Raw genomic sequence first — 18,990 nt, 5'->3', positions numbered from 1 at the left:
CAGGACGGATTCGAACCCTATATTTATTTAATTTTTCCTAAAAATTAGACATAAAAAAAACCTCCAAATTGCTTTGAAGGTTTTAGAGGCATCGTCCGGATTCGAACCGGAGTAGGAGCTTTTGCAGAGCCCAGCCTAGCCACTCGGCCACGACGCCCTGTTGAATGGACGGCAAAAGTACTCAAAAAGTTTAAAGTTTAAAAGTTTAAAGTTTAAAAGTTTTAAAAAATATTTTTAATTTAGCTTCTATATTCTTCCAATTCAATAGTAACTGCTTCAACATCACCACCAATAGGAGGGTTTAGTTTAGAAACCGCCACAATAATTCTGGAAATTTCCGGAATTTCTTCAAAGATTCGCGTTAAGATTCGGTGTGCCACATGTTCTAATAAGTCTGAACGAATCGCCATTTCTTCTACAACGATATGATTTAAGAGCACATAATCCACCGTGTCTTTCAAATCATCTGTGACACTGGATTTTCTCAAATCAGTCTTAACTTCTAAATTTACAATATAGTCTGACCCAATTTTTCCTTCCTCGATCAAGCAACCGTGGTAGGAGTAGGTGCGGATATTTTTAAGTTTTATAATTCCCATTATTTTATTTTTGTGTGTAAAGCGTATAATGTAAAGAGGAATCGCTAATTTTTCAAAGGTTTCTATGGAAACTTTAAACCTTTAACCTCAAACTTTTTTTATCTTTGCTAAAATAAAACAAAAAAATGTCAACTGAAGAAAAATCGCTCCATTTTATAGAACAAATCATTGAAGACAGTTTATCTAACGGTTTTCCTAAAGATAAATTACGTTTTCGTTTTCCGCCGGAGCCTAATGGCTATTTACATATTGGTCATGCTAAATCAATTTGCTTGAATTTTGGTTTAGGATTAAAGTACAATGCACCGGTTAACTTGCGTTTTGATGATACCAATCCTGCTAAAGAAGAGCAGGAATATGTAGACGCCATCAAAGAAGATTTAAAATGGTTGGGATTTAACTGGACCGAGGAATTGTATTCTTCTGATTATTTTCAGCAATTGTATGACTGGGCAATTTTGATGATTAAAAAGGGAAAAGCATATATAGACAGCCAATCCTCGGAAAAGATGGCATTGCAAAAAGGAACGCCAACACAAGCAGGTGTAGATGGGCCTTTCAGAAACCGTACTATAGAAGAAAATCTCATTTTATTTGAAGGAATGAAAAATGGAGATTTTCCGGAAGGAAGTCATGTTTTACGTGCGAAAATTGATATGGCATCTACTAATATGTTGATGCGTGATCCATTGATGTATCGTATTTTACACCGTCACCATCACAGGACAGGCAATCAATGGAATATTTATCCAATGTATGATTATGCACACGGAGAAAGCGATTATATCGAGCAAATTTCGCATTCTATTTGTACGCTTGAATTTGTAATGCACCGAGAACTATACAACTGGTTTTTAGCCCAAATTTATGATGACTCAAAAGTACGACCACAACAATATGAATTTGCCCGTTTGAACTTGAACTACACGGTAATGAGCAAACGAAAACTGTTGCAATTAGTACAGGAAAATATTGTAAACGGTTGGGATGATCCTAGAATGCCAACAATTTCAGGATTGCGAAGAAGAGGATATACCGCAGCTTCTATTCGTAAGTTTTGTGATAGTATTGGTGTTGCCAAAAGAGAAAATATAATTGATTTTTCACTTTTGGAATTTTGCCTGCGTGAAGATTTGAATAAAACCGCTCCAAGAGTTATGGCGGTTTTAGATCCTATAAAATTAGTCATCACAAATTATCCGGATGACAAAGAAGAATGGCTTGATGCCGAAAACAATCAGGAAGATGAAAGTGCAGGATTTAGGAAAGTTCCTTTTTCAAGAGAATTATTTATTGAAAAAGAAGACTTTCTAGAAGAGGCTCCTGCCAAATTTTTCCGATTGAGTTTAGGCAGAGAAGTACGTCTTAAAAACGCCTATATTATTAAAGGGGAGCGTGTTGTAAAAGATGCTGCGGGTAATATTACTGAAATTCATGTAACGTATGATGAAGACAGCAGGAGCGGGAGCGGGAGCGAAGCCAGTCAACGAAAAGTGGCCGGAACCCTGCATTGGGTTTCTATACAACACGCTCTAGAGACGGAAGTTCGGCTCTACGATCGCTTGTTTATCGATGAAGCGCCAGACAGTCATAAAGAGAAAAACTTCTTGGAATTTATGAATCCTGATTCGTTACAAATTGTAAAAGGATTTGTAGAACCAAGTTTGGCAACGGTACAATCTGGAGATAAATTTCAGTTTCAACGATTGGGTTACTTCAATGTGGATAAAGATTCAACTGAAGGCAAAATTGTCTTCAATAAAACCGTTGGATTAAAAGATGCTTGGGAAGAAAAGGGCAAAAAAGAAGAAAATTTATTGATGAACACGCAAAAAGAAATCAATAAATATGTAAAAGAAAAGGATGAAAACAATGCCAATTTGATTTTAAACAACATTGTGACTAATATAAAAAGTATAGATAATTACAGTTTAATTATTCAGACTATTGTCAAAAATATTAAGAATGATAATAACTCGTTATTGTTTTCTAATTTGATTTTACTGCATTCTGATAAGGTTAATATAAAAGATATTGACGAAGAGTCTTTAACAAAATTATATTCGATGTCATTGAAAAGCCAATTGGCAGCGGTTCGAATTTTAGTTATCGAAAACTTACAAAAGGACGGCGGTAATTTTAGTCTTTTTCAATCACAACTTTCAGAAATGAAAAATAATGAAAAAAACGATAAAGTGCTACAGGTATTAAATGATCTTACATTTTAAGAACATATTGCTAAAATAGTTTTACCAATCAAAAATCCTCTTTTTAGAGGATTTTTGATTGGTATAGTAATTTTTTATAGAAATACTATTTTTAATATTTTTATCTAATCGGAAACAACATCCATATATTGATTTTAAACGTCTTTTATAGCATAAACAACATCTTTTATAGAATTTAAAAAAACACACAAGAGCTTGCTTTTATTTGCTTTTGGTCTTGTATAATTACACTTTAACGAGTTGTTAACGGGTTGTTGTTTATAAATATGTATCTTTATAAAACGAACGTATAAAAGTAAGAATCATGTCGAATAATACAGGAAATACAGTATTGGCTCTTTTAACAGGTGTAGCTATAGGTGCAGGAGTAGGAATTTTATTCGCTCCGGATAAAGGCTCTAGAACTAGAGAAAAATTTAAAGATGGTTTTGAGGATGCTAAAAATGAATTAAAAAACAGATTTGATAGTGTATCTTTAGAATTGAAAGATAAGTTTTCGCTTGCTAAATACGATCTGGAAGGAACTTATGAGGAGCTAGTGTCTAATATGAGTCACAAGACGGATGATGTCATTTCTTTCTTAGAAGAAAAATTGGCGGAATTAAAATCTCAAAACGCCAAACTTCAAAAGTAATTTTGATTTAATTTAGTATTAAAATCTAAAAATAAGTACATGGCTTTTGAAGAACTAAAAGAAAACACAGAAAACATTCAAGAACAGGCTAAAGAATATTTGGAAGCTACCGCTGCTTATTATAAATTAAGAGGCTTTAAGCTTGCAATGAAATCAACGACAATGATCATAAAAATGTCTTTGATTTTACTTTGCTTTAGTATGGTTTTATTGTTTTGTTCTGTTGCGGCAGCATTTGCTATTGGAATAGCTTTAGATAGTTATGCCTATGGGTTTTTAATAGTTGGTGGAATTTATCTTGTACTGACAATGCTTTTATTTACTATTAAAGATAGAATTATTGAAGGACCCATTTTAGAGAAATTTTCAGAAATCTTTTTTAACGACTAATTTATGGAAACCAAAAAATATTCATCCTATGCTCAAATTGAAAGAGAACTGGAAATTTTAAGGATTGAAAAAGAAATCAGTTATCAAAAATTAGCGTATGGTTTTCAAAAAACAAAAGAGAGTTTAACCCCCTCAAATATTGTGAGTGGTGTCATAGGATCATCCTTAAATGCATTTTCAGGTTCGTACGGATCGCTATTGACCATTGCATTACCATTTGTGATTAAGTGGATAAAAAAAATAAAAAGAGGCTGATGAGCCTCTTTTTTTATGATTTGAATTTAAATTATTCTTCCGTTTCCGGAGCTTCTGGTTTTTCAGGTAATTGATAATCCGTTTTATTTTCTTTTTTAGGATTTGGTTTTCTATTACCTTTTTTCATCATTTCACCCACTTGATTGGAAGCGCTGAAAGAGGCAATCATGTTATTCAGCATGTCACTTCCTGCTTGAGGTGAATTGGGTAATAAAATTAAATTAGAATTAGAATCTGCTCCAATCGCTTGTAGCGTATCATAATGTTGTGTAACCACTATCAATGCCGAAGCTTCTTGGGAGTTGATACCAACTCTGTTCAAAACATCTACACTCTCTACTAAACCTTTAGCAATTTCTCTTCTTTGGTTCGCAATACCTTGTCCTTGTAATCGTTTACTTTCGGCTTCGGCTTCGGCTTTAGCTACAATTCTAATTCTGGAGGCTTCAGCTTCAAATCCTGCAACAGTTTTCTCTCTATCAGCTGCATTAATTCTGTTCATCGCATTTTTCACTTGAATATCCGGATCGATATCTGTTACCAATGTATTGATAATCGTATAACCATACGTAGTCATGGCTTCATTTAATTCTCTTTTTACAGCAATGGCGATATCGTCTTTTCTTTCAAAAACATCATCCAGTTTTAGCTTTGGAACTTCGGCACGAACCACATCAAACACATAAGATGTTATTTGATCGTGTGGATATTCCAGTTTATAAAAAGCATCATAAACGGTTTCTTTGATAACCATAAATTGAACCGAAACTTTTAGTTTCACAAAAACATTGTCTTTGGTTTTTGTTTCAATTATGACGTCTAATTGCTGTATTTTAAGATTAACGCGACCGGCAATTCGGTCGATTAAAGGAATTTTTAGATGTAAACCTGATTGTCTAATGTTTAAAAACCTTCCAAATCGTTCTACTACTGCAGCTGTTTGCTGTTTGACCGTAAAAAAAGAGGAAAGTAAAATAAAAAATCCAACTACTAAGAGTACTATTAATGGAATGTTCATAATGTTTTTTTTAGTTAAATAAATATCCGACAATTTACAAAAAATCTTTAGGTTTGTTCTTGTAAATTTTAAATAATATGAGAAAGATTTTGTTTGCTTTAGCTTGTGTTTTTATTTCAATAAGCACTTTTGCCCAATACAAATACCGGGATTCCAATAGAGTAGGGATTATTTTTGGAGAGAATCAATTTACCTTTAACACAAATAATTTTAAACTAAATAAGGACTGGGTTGGAATGCAGAATTTTCTATTCGAGGAAATTTTTATAATAATTGGGATATGGTGTATGTAATTCAGTTTAGCGAAAATAATTTTTCTGTAGCAACAAACAGTTTATCTTCAGTTAATGAAGATGTAAATTATAAATTAGCATGAGCTCAAGTGTCTTTACAAATGTGTTACAGGCTTATTGAAAATCATTTGAGTATTGAGTTTGGACCCGTGTTACACGGTAAATAGAAAATTAAATACAAATAACACGGAGAAAAACAATGTTATTTGCGGAATAACTTTATTAGCTAAAGATATTAGGGAGATTTCAAATTTTAATTGTTATCCAACTGTTAGAATCACTTTTGGCGTTCGTCATTTTAGAGCTAATGTTTCCTATAAATATGGAGTCAATAATATGCTTTAAAAATGGAACAACAAGAATTTAGGAGTCAACTTCAAAGGAAATCCTGGAATACTAAACGGAAATATGATAATTTATTTGTAAAATTTTACTTGTGAATTGTATAAAATATAAAGCTTCTAGCCTACAAGAGACTAGAAGCTTTATTAGTTTTAAAGAGTAGCAATTGCTTTTTGAATTCTGTTAATCGTTTCGTCTTTTCCTATTACTTCAACGATATCAAATAGGTGAGGACCTTTCAGTGCGCCAACCAAGCTCAATCGAAACGGTTGCATTACTTTTCCCATTCCAATTTCATTTTTTGTCATCCAATCTTTGACAATTGTTTCTGTGTTCATCGAAGTGAAATCGGTGATTTCTTCTATAACAGAAATTAATTCTTGCATCAATGCCGGAGTTTCTGCTTTCCAATTTTTGCTTGCTTTTTCATCATAGGCTGTTGGAGCCACAAAAAAGAAATCGCTCATTTCCCAAAATTCTGAAACGAAATCCGCACGTTCTTTGATTAAAGAAACTATTTTGGTCAACTTTGTCATTTCGAGTGAAGTCGAGAAACCTTTTTCAGCTAAAATAGGAGTATAGGCTTTCGCCAAAGTTGCATCTTCCTGCTTGATTAAATACTGGTGATTGAACCATTTGTTTTTTTCTGGATCAAATTTAGCTCCAGCTTTATGAACTCTGTTCAAGTCAAATGCTTCCACTAATTCTTCCAGCGAGAATAATTCTTTTTCTGTTCCATCGTTCCAACCTAATAATGCTAAAAAGTTGATTACGGCTTCCGGGAAAAATCCTTTTTCTCTGTAACCCGATGAAATGCCTTCTGTAGTTTTCCAATCTAATGGAAATACAGGAAATCCCATTTTATCACCGTCACGCTTGGATAATTTTCCGTTCCCAACAGGTTTCATAATCAATGGTAAATGTGCAAATTCCGGTGCTTCCCAACCAAATGCTCTGTACAACAAAACGTGCAAAGGCATTGATGGTAACCATTCTTCACCGCGAATTACATGTGATGTTTCCATTAAATGATCATCCACAATATTAGCCAAATGGTACGTTGGCATTCCGTCACTTTTGAACAATACTTTATCGTCTAAAAGATTCGTTTCAAATTTCACATCGCCACGAATTATGTCATTCAGATGCAAGGTTTCATTCACTGGAGTTTTAAAACGGATGACATAATGTTCTCCATCAGCAATTCTTTTAGCAGTTTCATCTGCAGAAATCACTAAGGAGGTATCTAGTTTCTCTCTGTTAGTATGATTGTAAATAAAAGTTTTCCCTTGATCTTCTTCTAATTTTCTTGCTGAATCCAATGCTTCGGCTGTATCAAAAGCATAATACGCATTTTCAGAATTGATTAATTCAGCAGCATATTGTTGGTACAATTCTTTTCTTTCGCTTTGACGGTATGGACCAAATTTTTCATTTTTACCAATAGTCTCATCGGGTGCAATTCCTAACCATTCTAGCGCTTCCATGATATATTCTTCGGCTCCGGGAACAAAACGATTTTGGTCCGTATCTTCAATTCTCAGGAAGAAGACACCATTGTTTTTTTTGGCAAACAAATAATTGAATAATGCGGTACGAACTCCGCCAATATGTAAAGGTCCCGTTGGACTTGGTGCAAAACGCACCCGAACTTGTCTAGACATTGCTGTATTTTTTTTGCAAAGATACAAATTCAAGTAGGCAAACACATCAGTTTTTAAAAGAACCGCAAATCCGCAAATTTATTTTTAGAAAAACTAAATTTTGTATTTTAGGATGTTAATTAGTGCAATTCTACATCAAGTGGTTTATTTAATATAGATTTTTTTATAAAAATTAGCGAATTAGCGGTAAAAACGTTGATTCTGTTTGCCAAGAGACTTCAATCTTTGATTCAGATATTTTGGAATTTGGATAATTGCCAGCATATAAATTATTACTTTTATTGGTTACAACAAACAAAGCATAAATTTTGGAAACTCAGGAATTTATTTATCTAAAATTAGAAGCTTTCATCAGGAAGTTTTATACCAACGAATTGATACGGGGAACTATTTTCTTTGTCGGTTTAGGATTATTGTATTTCCTTTTTACGCTTTTTGTCGAATATTTTCTTTGGCTCAAGCCAATAGGAAGAACCATTTTATTTTGGACTTTCATTGGAGTAGAATTCTATTTGTTGTTCCGTTTTATTTTGTTTCCTATTTTTAAATTATTCAAACTTCAAAAAGGAATCGATTACAATCAGGCTTCGGAAATTATTGGAAATCATTTTACGGAAGTGAGTGATAAGTTGACAAATTTCTTACAATTGGCAGATTCGGATATTCATCAAAATAAATCGGAATTATTGGGTGCTTCGATTGAACAAAAAGCCAATGCATTGCAACCAATCCCTTTTGGGAACGCCATAAATTATAATGTTAACAGGAAATATTTTCCTTTTGCTTTAATTCCAATTTTGTTATTTGCTTTCTTTTATTTTTCTGGAAACAGCAGCATGATTTCTCAAAGTTTGAATAGAGTAGTGCATTTCAATTCGGATTTTCTGCCACCGGCTCCTTTTAAATTCGTTGTTTTAAATTCGAATTTACAAACCGAACAAGGAAAGGATTTTATCCTTCGCATTAAAACCGAAGGAAAGATAGCTCCGGAGAATGCAATGATTTTCATTGGCGATGAAAGTTATTTCATGGAATCATTGAAAGCTGGAGAATTTCAATTTAAGATGGCAAAGCCTTCAGGAAATATTTTGTTTCACGTGGAGGGAAATGCTATTTCTTCTCCGGATTATGAATTGAAAGTGATAACCGTTCCTTTGATTGCTAATTTCGAAATGCAATTGAACTTTCCTTCATATTTGAATAAAAAAGCAGAAACTATAAATGGAACTGGAAATGCTGTTATTCCTGAAGGAACGCGTGTAACTTGGAAAATAGAAACTCTATCGACCCAAAATATTGCGTGGATGAGCGGAATTTCCAAATCTTCTTTTTCGAAAACAGAAAACTCCTTTATTTTATCTAAAAATATACTTCAAAATACAGATTATCAAATATTCACTTCAAATGATAAGGTAAAAAACCACGAAAAACTCAATTATCAGCTTACAGTTATCAAAGATCAGTTCCCAACGATCAATGTGAACAATACACCGGACAGTTTGAAGATTGCTAAGAACTATGTTTTAGGCCAAATCACGGATGATTATGGTTTGTCTAGACTTCAGATTGTTTATTACGAAATAGAAAAACCACAAACCGTAAAACGTGGAACAATTGCTATTAAGAAAAGTTCTTTTGACCAATTCGTGTTTTCGTTTCCAAGTAATCTTCCGGTGGAGCAAGGGGTTTCTTATGAGTATTATTTTGAAGTTTTTGATAATGATGCGATTCACAATTTTAAAAGTACGAAGTCTATGGTCTTCACTAATCGTGTTTCCACAGATGAAGAAAAGGAAGATCAAATTTTGCAGCAGCAAAACGACAACATTAACAGTTTAGAGAAGTCGTTAAAAAACCAGGACAAGCAAATGGCCGATATAGAAAAGTTGCAAAAAACCGGAAAAGAGAAAGAAAATTTGGATTTCAAAGATCAGCAAAAAGTAAATGATTTTATCAAGCGTCAAATGAAACAGGACGAGATGATGAAAGAATTTACAAAAAAAATGAATGACAATTTGGAGCAATTCAAAACGGATAAAAAAGATGAATTAAAAGAAGTGCTTCAAAACCGAATGGACAAATCGGAAAAAGAATTGGAAAAAAACCAAAAGCTTTTAGACGAGTTGAAAGAACTGAACGATAAAATCCAGAATGAAGAGTTGTTGACCAAGTTGGATAATTTTAAACAAAACAGTAAAAACCAAACTAAGAATTTAGAACAGTTGGTAGAGTTGACTAAGAGATTTTATGTTGAAAAGAAAGCGGAACAGTTAGGTGAAAAACTGGACAAGCTTTCTAAAAAACTAGACAAATTATCTGATGATGACAATGAAAATAAACTGGATAAACAGGAAGATATTAATGCGGAGTTTGATAAAATTCAATTAGATTTAAATGATTTGGAAAAAGAAAATAAGGAATTAAAATCACCATTGGATTTACCAAAAGATGATGCTATAGAAAAAAGCATTGTTGATGATTTAAAGAAAGCTTCTGAGGAATTGAAGAAAGATAAAAAGGATAAAGCCAAACCAAACCAAAAAAGTGCTTCTAAAAAGATGAAAGAGATGGCGCAAAAAATGGCGCAAACTTTGGATAAAGGAGATATGGAACAGTTACAGGAAGATGTTGTCATGTTGCGACAAATCGTAGATAATTTATTAGCTTTTTCTTTGTCACAGGAAGATTTGATGAATCAGTTCAAAAGGCATAAATCAGGGTCTCCAGCGTTCAATAAAAACATAAAAATTCAACAGGATTTAAAGCAACAGTTCAAGCATGTTGACGATAGTTTATTTGCGATGTCCTTGCGTAATCCTAAAATTGCGGAGGATATTACCAAAGAAATTGGTAATGTAGTTTACAACGTCGACAAATCGTTATCCAGTTTAACCGACGCTCAAGTTCCAAAAGGTTTGTCTCACCAACAATATTCGATTTCATCGGCTAACAAACTAGCAGATTTTCTCAGTGACATGCTTTACAATATGCAAATGCAAATGTCAGGAATGGGTTCTGGGAAACCGAAGCTAGGTCAAGGACAAGGAATGCAATTGCCGGATATTATTAAAAAACAAGAAGGTCTTGGCGAGAAAATGAAAGACGGAATTAAGAAAGGAGATAAGTATGGGGACGGTCCAAAAGGACAAAATGGTAAACAAGGAAATCAAGGAAAACCGGGACAAAAGGGTGAGGGCGGAGAAGGTGATGCACAAGCTATAATGGAAATTTACAAAGAACAAAAGCAATTAAGGGAAGCATTGCAAAACGAATTAAATAAACAAGGATTGGTTGGTAATGGACAAAGCGCTTTGCAACAAATGAAGCAAATTGAAAAGCAATTATTAAACAAAGGTTTTAAGAACGAAACGCTTCAAAAGATATTGAATGTGAAACAGGAATTGTTGAAATTAAATTCCGCTATTCAGCAACAAGGTGAAGAAAACAAACGCCAATCCGAAACCAATAAAAAGGAGTTTAAAAACCCATCTAATGTGCTTCCGGCAGCTTTATTAGATTATTTGAATAGCATAGAAATATTAAATAGACAATCCTTACCTTTACGCTCGAATTTTAATCAAAAAGTTCAAGAATATTTTAATAAAAAATGATCAATTTTAATTACGAAACCGACTTTAATTTAGACAACGAAGAAGCTGTTGTAGCTTGGTTGGAAAATGTTATTACTTCAGAAAACAAGAAAGAAGGAGAGATTAATTACATCTTTTGTGATGATGAGTATCTACATAAAATCAATGTAGAATATTTGAATCATGATACGCTAACAGATATAATTAGTTTTGATTATTCTATGGGTAATGAGTTGCACGGTGATATTTTTGTTTCTGTCGAAAGAGTGAAAGACAATGCCGCTGATTTCAATGTCTCTTTTGAGCAAGAATTAAAGCGCGTTTTAGTTCACGGAATTTTACATTACTGTGGCTACAAAGACAAAGGAGAGTCGGAGGAGCTTTTAATGCGTAGTAAAGAAGATGAAAAAATCGCTATGTTTTAGGTGAAATAATAGTGTTTTCTTTATTTTAATCTAAAGTGTTTCACGTGGAACATTTAGTTTAGATTTGAAAATTGAGTATATAATGTTTCACGTGGAACAATAAAATAGATTTCAAAATCACAATCCTTAATACGGATTAAATTATAAAAGAAGATGTTTTTAAATGAATATGATGTGATAGTTGTGGGCGCAGGACACGCCGGTTCTGAGGCTGCTGCCGCTGCTGCAAATCTTGGTTCTAAAACCTTACTGGTAACAATGAGTTTGCAGAATATTGCCCAAATGTCATGCAACCCAGCGATGGGTGGAATTGCTAAAGGACAAATTGTACGCGAGATTGATGCGCTTGGGGGGTACTCTGGAATTGTTTCGGATAGAACTGCAATCCAGTTCAAGATGCTGAACAAATCCAAAGGCCCTGCAATGTGGTCTCCGCGTGTTCAAAGTGATCGAATGCGTTTTGCCGAGGAGTGGAGAATGATGCTTGAAGGAACTCCAAATCTTGACTTTTATCAGGAAATGGTGAAAGGTTTGATTATTGAAAACGGAAAAATAAAAGGAATCCGAACTTCTCTAGGAGTAGAGATTCGGTCTAAGTCGGTTGTGTTGACTAATGGAACTTTCCTGAATGGATTGATTCATATTGGCGAAAAACAATTTGGTGGTGGAAGGGCAGGCGAGAGTGCTGCACATGGAATTACTGAAGATTTAGTTGCTGCTGGGTTTCAATCAGGACGAATGAAAACAGGAACGCCTCCAAGAGTTGATGGACGATCTTTGGATTATTCAAAAATGAATGAAGAAAAAGGAGATGCGAAGCCGGATAAATTTTCCTATTCAGATGTGACCTCACCGTTGATTCATCAAAAATCGTGTCATATGACCTATACCTCTCTTGAAGTTCACGATATCTTGAGAGAAGGTTTTGATCGTTCGCCAATGTTTAACGGTAGAATAAAAAGTCTTGGGCCAAGATATTGTCCGTCGATTGAAGATAAAATTAATCGTTTTGCGGATAAAGAAAGACATCAACTGTTTGTAGAACCAGAAGGATGGAATACTTGTGAAGTTTATGTGAATGGATTTTCAACGTCGCTTCCTGAGGATATTCAATTCAAGGCATTGAGTTCTGTTGTAGGATTTGAAAAAGTAAAATTCTTTCGTCCGGGATATGCAATTGAATATGATTATTTCCCGCCGACACAATTGAAGCATACTTTGGAAACAAAACTTATTGAAGGATTGTATTTCGCTGGTCAAATAAACGGAACTACAGGATATGAAGAAGCAGCTTCTCAAGGACTGATGGCCGGAATAAATGCGCATTTGAAAGTGCATGAAAAAGCACCCTTAATTTTAAAAAGAGACGAAGCCTATATCGGAGTTTTAATTGATGATTTAATTACGAAAGGAACTGAAGAACCATATAGAATGTTTACGTCTCGAGCAGAATATAGAACGCTGTTGCGTCAGGACAATGCCGATTTTAGATTAACTCCCATGTCACATGAAATAGGTTTGGCCTCAGAAGCACGTTTGCGCAGAATGGAACACAAACTAAATGAATCCGAAAAAATGGTGGCTTTCTTCAAAGAAACGAGTGTTTCGGTTGCGGAAGCAAATCCTGTTTTAGAAGCAAAAGAGACGGCGCTGATTTCGCAAGGGGATAAGATGTTCAAAGTGTTTTCACGTCCGCAAATTGATTTAGAGGACATGATGAAATTCGAGAAAGTAGTAGCTTATGTTGCCGCCAATGATGTGGATCAAGAAATTTTAGAACAAGCCGAAATCCAAGTGAAATATTCTGGTTACATAGAAAAAGAAAGAAATAATGCTGATAAGTTACTTCGTTTAGAAGATGTTAAAATCCCTGAAAATTTTGATTATGATAAAATTAAGTCCATGTCAATTGAGGCCAAACAAAAACTAAGCAAGATTCGTCCTGTTACCATTTCGCAAGCATCAAGAATCAGCGGTGTGTCACCAAGTGATGTTTCGGTGTTGTTGATTTATATGGGACGTTAGGAAGTGATCAGTATTCAGTTTATAGTGATCAGTTTAATTGTCGATTTATACTGAATACCGCCTCTGAACACGGAACACTAAAATTTGTTCCACGTGAAACTACGCTGTGAAGCCTTGGAATTATTAAAGAATCATAAAAATAAATAATTCAGCCCTGAAAGCATTCGTATGTGTTTTCAGGGTTTTGTTTAAAATTAAAAATATAAAAGCACTATTAATTAATGAACATTTCAAACCAACAGCCTTTTTTAACCGTTAAAGATTATTCTGTTTCTCAGGAGGTTTTTAACTTGTATCATGACGCCAAATTAGATATGCTGATTACGTCTCCACAACCCAGTTTAGAAAATTTAGGGAAGTATTATGAAAGTGTGGATTACATTTCCCATACAGACAGTAAGCGATCCTTGTTTGAAAAAGCATATCATTTTATAAAAACTATTGCACTTAAAAATAAATTGAATTTAATTAATTCATTGCAATCCAACAAAGGGAGTATTTTAGATATAGGTGCCGGAACAGGGGATTTTTTATATGTTGCCAAAGAAAACGGTTGGCATGCCATAGGAGTAGAGCCAAGTGAAAAAGCAAAAGCAATTGCCAAAAAGAAAGGCGTTTCATTTGTTGGCGAAACCAGTGAGTTAGACAATCATTCTTTTGAAGTCATTTCGATGTGGCATGTTTTGGAGCACGTTCCTAATTTGGAAAACCAAATCAAAGAACTCAAACGATTATTAAAACCTAATGGAACTTTAATTATTGCTGTTCCAAATTTTAAATCCTTCGATGCAAAACATTACGGAACGTTTTGGGCCGCTTATGATGTGCCAATTCATTTTTGGCATTTTTCTAAAACGGCTATAAAAATGCTTTTCGAGAAAGAAGAAATGAAATTGGTACAAGTGCTTCCCATGAAATTTGATTCGTTTTATGTTGCTTTGCTTTCGGAAAAATACAAAACCGGAAAAATGAATTATATAAAAGCCTTTTTTGTTGGATTGCAATCAAATTGGGAAGCGAAGAAGAATTCTGAGTATTCCTCACACATTTACATCCTAAAAAACACCTAAAAATCATTTTAAGTGTGTTTAAGCGTGTTTTTTAATGAAATCGAAGGTGATTATCGGATTTTTAAACTAATTCGTTTATTTAGAAGATATGAAGCTCGGTTTTAATAGTCATAGATTATGCATTTGTGAATCACAATAATAAAATCTTATATCATAAAAAAGTAGCATTTTTCAAACTTTATGTCAATACTATCTATTTTTTTATATTTTTGTCACCAATACTCAAAACTAGAAATTCATCAAAATGAAATCAAAGATTCACGACACGAGCGTTAGCGAACTGGCAACGCAATACCAAAAAATAAATATTAAAAACATGAGTAAAAAAGCATTAGTAATTATCGCATTATCAATTTCAATTGTTGCTTGTAACAAACCAGCAGAAGTTAAGGAAGTGAAAACTGCTTACGTAGATACTTCTGAATTAATGAAGGAATATACAGAGGCCAAAGATCTTGAAGCAAAATACAAGACAAAAGCAGAAGAAAAAGGAAGACAGCTAGAGGCTGAAATTAATCGATTCAAGCAAGAAGCAGCAGGTTTCCAAGCTCAGGCACAAGCTAACGGGCAGGCTTGGGCACAACAAAAAGGAGCTGAACTGCAAAAAAAAGAACAACAATTGAGCTACGCACAACAAGCGTTGTCTCAGGAATTGCAGCAAGAAAGCGGAAAAGAAATGGATTCTCTGGTGAGTGGTGTGAAAAAATTTATTAAATCCTACGGTAAGGAAAAAGGATATGCCTACATCTATGGAACCGGTGACGCTGCCTCAATTTTATACGCAGAAGATAAATTTGATATCACAAAAGAAATTATCAAAGCCTTGAACGATAAATATAAAGCTCCTGCAAAAACGGAAGAAACAGCAGCGGCTAAAAAATAAATTTTTACTATTAATTCAAAAGATTGCCTTCGTCTATAGTTAGATTGAAGGCTTTTTTTTTGAAGCCATACCCGGTTATCCACTATAAACGTAGTTCACTGAACTCCAATTGAAATAAAAGTATAGTGAAGTAATCTCTCGTGTAGCAAGTGTTTTTTCTAAATTTCGAGGATTTTCGCTGCTATCTGGGCTAAAAAACAGTCGAATTATAATCGTAAATATTTTCCAATTATTCCAATAGTGTTTTTAATTTTCAATACTTTAGCTTTATATATACACGCCTAATGCAAACCATTTCAGAAGCCGCCGCTTATACAATACGATTCATCAATCAAACTCATCGATCCATTTTCCTGACCGGTAAAGCAGGAACGGGAAAAACCACACTTTTACGGGAAATTATCCAAACCACGCACAAAAATACCGTTGTGGTGGCGCCAACAGGAATTGCCGCGTTAAATGCAGGAGGCGTTACGATTCACTCCATGTTTCAGTTGCCGTTTGGAGGATTTATTCCAGATAATTCATCACCTCAATTTTCCGAAAGTACTAAATTTGAAACCAAAGCTACCTTGCGCAGGCATTTCAAAATGAGTGGTTTGAAGAAATCGGTGATTCGCAATATGGAATTATTGATTATCGATGAAGTCAGTATGCTTCGTGCGGATTTGCTGGATGCGATGGATTATATGATGCAAGCAGTACGCAAGCGCAACACTGCTTTTGGAGGTGTTCAAGTCTTATATATTGGTGATTTGTTGCAGTTGCCGCCGGTCATTCGGGACGAAGAATGGCGTACGCTGAAAACCTATTACAAAGGAAAATTCTTTTTTCATTCGCACGTCGTGCAACAAAATCCGCCTTTATACATTGAATTGTCCAAGATTTTTCGCCAGACTGACGATACATTTATTTCGGTTTTGAATAACCTGCGCAACAATGAGATTTCACAGCAGGACATTCAAACCTTAAACCAATATGTAAAACCCGATTTCGATTTAAAAGCAAATAAAGGATACATCACATTAACCACGCACAACAACAAAGCCGATACGATGAACGCGCAGGCTTTACAAGATCTGGAGGGAAAGCTGGTGGTTTATAAACCGGAGATTACCGGAGATTTTCCGGATAAGATATTTCCCGTGGAACAACAATTGCAGTTAAAAGTGGGCGCGCAAATCATGTTTGTAAAAAATGATTTATCCTTTGATAAACACTATTTCAACGGAAAAATGGGCGTTATCAAATCCCTTTCGAGTAAAGAAATTCTGGTTCATTTTCCGGAAGAAAATAAAACTATAGAAGTTGAAAGATATGAATGGCAAAACATTCGATACAAAGTAGACGAAACCACTAAAGAAATTGATGAAGAGGTTTTGGGAACTTTTGTGCACTATCCCATCAAATTAGCATGGGCGATTACGGTGCATAAAAGCCAGGGACTAACCTTTGATAAAGCAGCACTTGATGTTTCGCAAGTTTTTCTACCCGGACAGGCTTATGTGGCATTATCTCGTTTGCGCTCACTAGAAGGGCTTATTTTACTATCTCCGTTGCGTATGAATGGCATTTCAAACGATCAGGATGTCATGGATTACTCATTAAACAAAGCTTCGGATTCGTTTTTAGAGAATGCCTTGCATTTTGAAACCAAAAATTTCATCCATAACTATCTGACAAACACCTTTGATTGGAACGATTTGGCTCAGGAATGGCGCAATCATAAATTCAGTTATAACGAAAAATCAGAAATTTCAGAGAAATCCAAACACGCTGTTTGGGCCAAAAAGCAAACAGAAATCATTGAACAGCTTTTAGATCCATCCAAAAAATTCATTTCGCAGTTGAATACCCTTTTTGGTCAGGAAACGGTCGATTTGAATCACGTATCGGAACGCATTCAAGCCGCTTTCAGTTATTTCCTAAAACCAATGGACGAGCTGGTTTTTGAAATTCTTTGGAAAATTGAAGAAGTAAAGCGCATCAAAAAAGTAAAAACGTTTTATGATGAATTAATCGTGCTGGAAGAATTGCAAACCAAAGCCGTTTTACGCTTAATGAAGGCCAAATTATTGATAGAAACCGTTGTGGCAGGAGAAGCCATTTCGAAAGAAAAATTGACCTCTTCAGAAATAAAAAATTACATCATCCGCAAGACAGAAGCCATACAAAATCAATTCAAGGAATTAAATATAACCTTGATTACCGATGATAAAGACATAGAGCGTTATACTTCGAAAAAAGCAAAAACAACGGTACCTAAAAAAACAACGGTGCAGGAAACCTATGAATTGTGGGTCGAAAAGAAATCAATTGCGGATATTGCAACTATCAGAGTGCTGACCAAACAAACGATTTACACCCATTTTGTAAAGCTGATACAAACCAAAGCAGTTTCAATTTCAGAGGTTTTATCGGAGGATAAAATGCAGGATTTAGCAGCTGCTTTTGCAGGATATAAAGAAGAATCACTGAATGCGTTGATGGAGAAATACGGTCATAAATTTTCTTGGGAAGAAGCGAGAATGTACAAAGCGAGTTTGAATTAAATAATAAGAAAGTATTAAAACTAAAAAACCCTATTCGGTACGAATAGGGTTTTTGTTTTATAGTGACTGAATTAATATCCAAGCTTCTGGATTGTGCTTTTCATTGATTTCTTTTTTTGCTTTTTCTGCTTCAGCAAATGTGGCGTAACTGCCATACAAAACCGGAAAATAACCGTTTCGGTTAGGAGCGATTCGCTTGGCATCATATCCTAAGCGATTTAAAATCCGCAGTGTTTTATCCGCATTTTTTTCTTCCCTGTACACTCCGGCCATAATGTGATACGGCATTTTTGCTTCGATAGTCGATTTTACGGATAGTGTAACAGCAGGAACCGGACTTTCGATGAAGAATGTGGCTTGCTGAATTTTATTTTGAACTTGTTTTTGAACGGCAGTTTCTACAAGAATCGTTTCTGAGGCAATTTGATTTTGATACATTGGATAACCAACACTTCCCGCAAGTCCTAATCCTAACACAAAAATAGCGGCGTATTTTAAATATGGATTCGCTGTTCTGGTTTCAGGAACCATAGTGATGGTTGCTTTTTCTTCAATTGCTTCTACTTCTTTTTCGAAGATTGCTCTTTTTACAAGTGGTGAAACAAAGGGAGCCAACCCAAAAGAGCTGGTTAAGTAATTCGTTTGGTCGTATGGAGTGAAAACTATATTTTTATCCGCGTTCAAATGAAGATCACCTACATTTTTGATAGAAAAAAGTTCGTTTTCTTCTAATGTTTTTTTCCAAGTAAAAACTTCATATTGAATGGCACTAACGGCGTATTCATAAGACGTTTTCTCTGCTAAAGCGATATGATTGGCTAATAAACCATCATTGTTTTTCAAATTAGCATTGAAAGCGATCATTTTTTTGGGAGGAGAAAACGAGTTCGTGCTTTCGTTCCGTTTAGCCGATTGAATTTCGGTCAAAAAAGCTCCGAAACCCGGAACGGTTACACATTGATAACGGTATAAAAGCTGCGCGATGTATAGTTCGATTTTCATACTCACAAAGTTATACAACG

The 18,990-nt window shown here is 34.6% G+C and carries 14 protein-coding genes and 1 tRNA gene; 10 read left to right on the top strand and 5 right to left on the bottom strand.

Features of this window, described 5'->3' with window-relative positions:
• Nucleotides 1-86 precede the first annotated feature (86 nt).
• Nucleotides 87-157 (bottom strand) — tRNA-Cys (locus tag EKM01_RS00520).
• A gap of 82 nt (nt 158-239) precedes the next feature.
• Nucleotides 240-599, bottom strand: coding sequence for a dihydroneopterin aldolase (gene folB, locus EKM01_RS00515; RefSeq protein ID WP_126452316.1), 360 nt, complete (start codon nt 597-599; stop codon nt 240-242).
• Nucleotides 600-724: 125 nt separating this feature from the next.
• Between folB and EKM01_RS00510 the strand changes: the two genes are divergently transcribed.
• The 4 genes from EKM01_RS00510 to EKM01_RS00495 all read left to right on the top strand — a co-directional run bounded on the left by EKM01_RS00510 (nt 725) and on the right by EKM01_RS00495 (nt 4,106).
• Nucleotides 725-2,827 (top strand): glutamine--tRNA ligase/YqeY domain fusion protein, encoded by a 2,103-nt coding sequence (locus tag EKM01_RS00510; RefSeq protein ID WP_126766206.1) that lies wholly within the window; start codon nt 725-727, stop codon nt 2,825-2,827.
• A gap of 304 nt (nt 2,828-3,131) precedes the next feature.
• Nucleotides 3,132-3,461: a YtxH domain-containing protein gene (locus EKM01_RS00505; RefSeq protein WP_126457756.1), complete on the top strand. Its 330-nt coding sequence runs from the start codon at nt 3,132-3,134 to the stop codon at nt 3,459-3,461.
• Between the two features lie 39 nt (nt 3,462-3,500).
• Nucleotides 3,501-3,851, top strand: coding sequence for a competence protein (locus EKM01_RS00500; RefSeq protein WP_126452310.1), 351 nt, complete (start codon nt 3,501-3,503; stop codon nt 3,849-3,851).
• Between the two features lie 3 nt (nt 3,852-3,854).
• Nucleotides 3,855-4,106 carry a DUF6327 family protein gene (locus tag EKM01_RS00495; protein ID WP_126457755.1) on the top strand — a complete coding sequence of 84 codons (252 nt, stop codon included), beginning with the start codon at nt 3,855-3,857 and terminating at the stop codon, nt 4,104-4,106.
• Between the two features lie 31 nt (nt 4,107-4,137).
• Here EKM01_RS00495 and EKM01_RS00490 read toward each other — a convergent pair whose 3' ends face one another.
• Together EKM01_RS00490 and gltX are read right to left on the bottom strand one after the other, a co-directional pair.
• Nucleotides 4,138-5,124, bottom strand: coding sequence for an SPFH domain-containing protein (locus EKM01_RS00490; RefSeq protein WP_126457754.1), 987 nt, complete (start codon nt 5,122-5,124; stop codon nt 4,138-4,140).
• Between the two features lie 787 nt (nt 5,125-5,911).
• Nucleotides 5,912-7,423 (bottom strand): glutamate--tRNA ligase, encoded by a 1,512-nt coding sequence (gene gltX / locus EKM01_RS00480; RefSeq protein ID WP_126766202.1) that lies wholly within the window; start codon nt 7,421-7,423, stop codon nt 5,912-5,914.
• A 308-nt stretch (nt 7,424-7,731) separates the two neighbouring features.
• Between gltX and EKM01_RS00475 the strand changes: the two genes are divergently transcribed.
• The 6 genes from EKM01_RS00475 (at nt 7,732) to EKM01_RS00450 (ending at nt 17,968) form a co-directional block, all read left to right on the top strand.
• Nucleotides 7,732-11,034 carry a hypothetical protein gene (locus EKM01_RS00475; RefSeq protein ID WP_126766198.1) on the top strand — a complete coding sequence of 1,101 codons (3,303 nt, stop codon included), beginning with the start codon at nt 7,732-7,734 and terminating at the stop codon, nt 11,032-11,034.
• A complete protein-coding gene (ybeY, locus tag EKM01_RS00470) occupies nt 11,031-11,438 on the top strand; it encodes an rRNA maturation RNase YbeY (RefSeq protein ID WP_126457751.1) in 408 nt (135 codons plus the stop codon). The genes EKM01_RS00475 and ybeY overlap by 4 nt, the downstream gene beginning before the upstream one ends.
• 153 nt (nt 11,439-11,591) lie before the next feature.
• A complete protein-coding gene (mnmG, locus tag EKM01_RS00465; protein ID WP_126563539.1) occupies nt 11,592-13,463 on the top strand; it encodes a tRNA uridine-5-carboxymethylaminomethyl(34) synthesis enzyme MnmG in 1,872 nt (623 codons plus the stop codon).
• A 221-nt stretch (nt 13,464-13,684) separates the two neighbouring features.
• Complete coding sequence (locus tag EKM01_RS00460) at nt 13,685-14,533, top strand: bifunctional 2-polyprenyl-6-hydroxyphenol methylase/3-demethylubiquinol 3-O-methyltransferase UbiG (RefSeq protein WP_126766194.1); 849 nt, start codon at nt 13,685-13,687, stop codon at nt 14,531-14,533.
• Between the two features lie 316 nt (nt 14,534-14,849).
• Nucleotides 14,850-15,416 (top strand): OmpH family outer membrane protein, encoded by a 567-nt coding sequence (locus tag EKM01_RS00455; RefSeq protein ID WP_126553165.1) that lies wholly within the window; start codon nt 14,850-14,852, stop codon nt 15,414-15,416.
• 284 nt (nt 15,417-15,700) lie between these two features.
• Nucleotides 15,701-17,968, top strand: a complete 2,268-nt coding sequence (locus tag EKM01_RS00450; RefSeq protein ID WP_126766189.1) for a helix-turn-helix domain-containing protein — start codon at nt 15,701-15,703, stop codon at nt 17,966-17,968.
• 57 nt (nt 17,969-18,025) lie between these two features.
• Here EKM01_RS00450 and EKM01_RS00445 read toward each other — a convergent pair whose 3' ends face one another.
• Nucleotides 18,026-18,970 (bottom strand): SPOR domain-containing protein, encoded by a 945-nt coding sequence (locus EKM01_RS00445; protein ID WP_126457747.1) that lies wholly within the window; start codon nt 18,968-18,970, stop codon nt 18,026-18,028.
• Between the last annotated feature and the right edge of the window lie 20 nt (nt 18,971-18,990).

This window comes from Flavobacterium sp. RSP46 (assembly GCF_003984825.1).
Lineage (GTDB): Bacteria > Bacteroidota > Bacteroidia > Flavobacteriales > Flavobacteriaceae > Flavobacterium.
The sequence above is the reverse complement of the archived record's forward strand: the minus strand, read 5'-3'. Positions and strand labels throughout refer to the sequence as shown.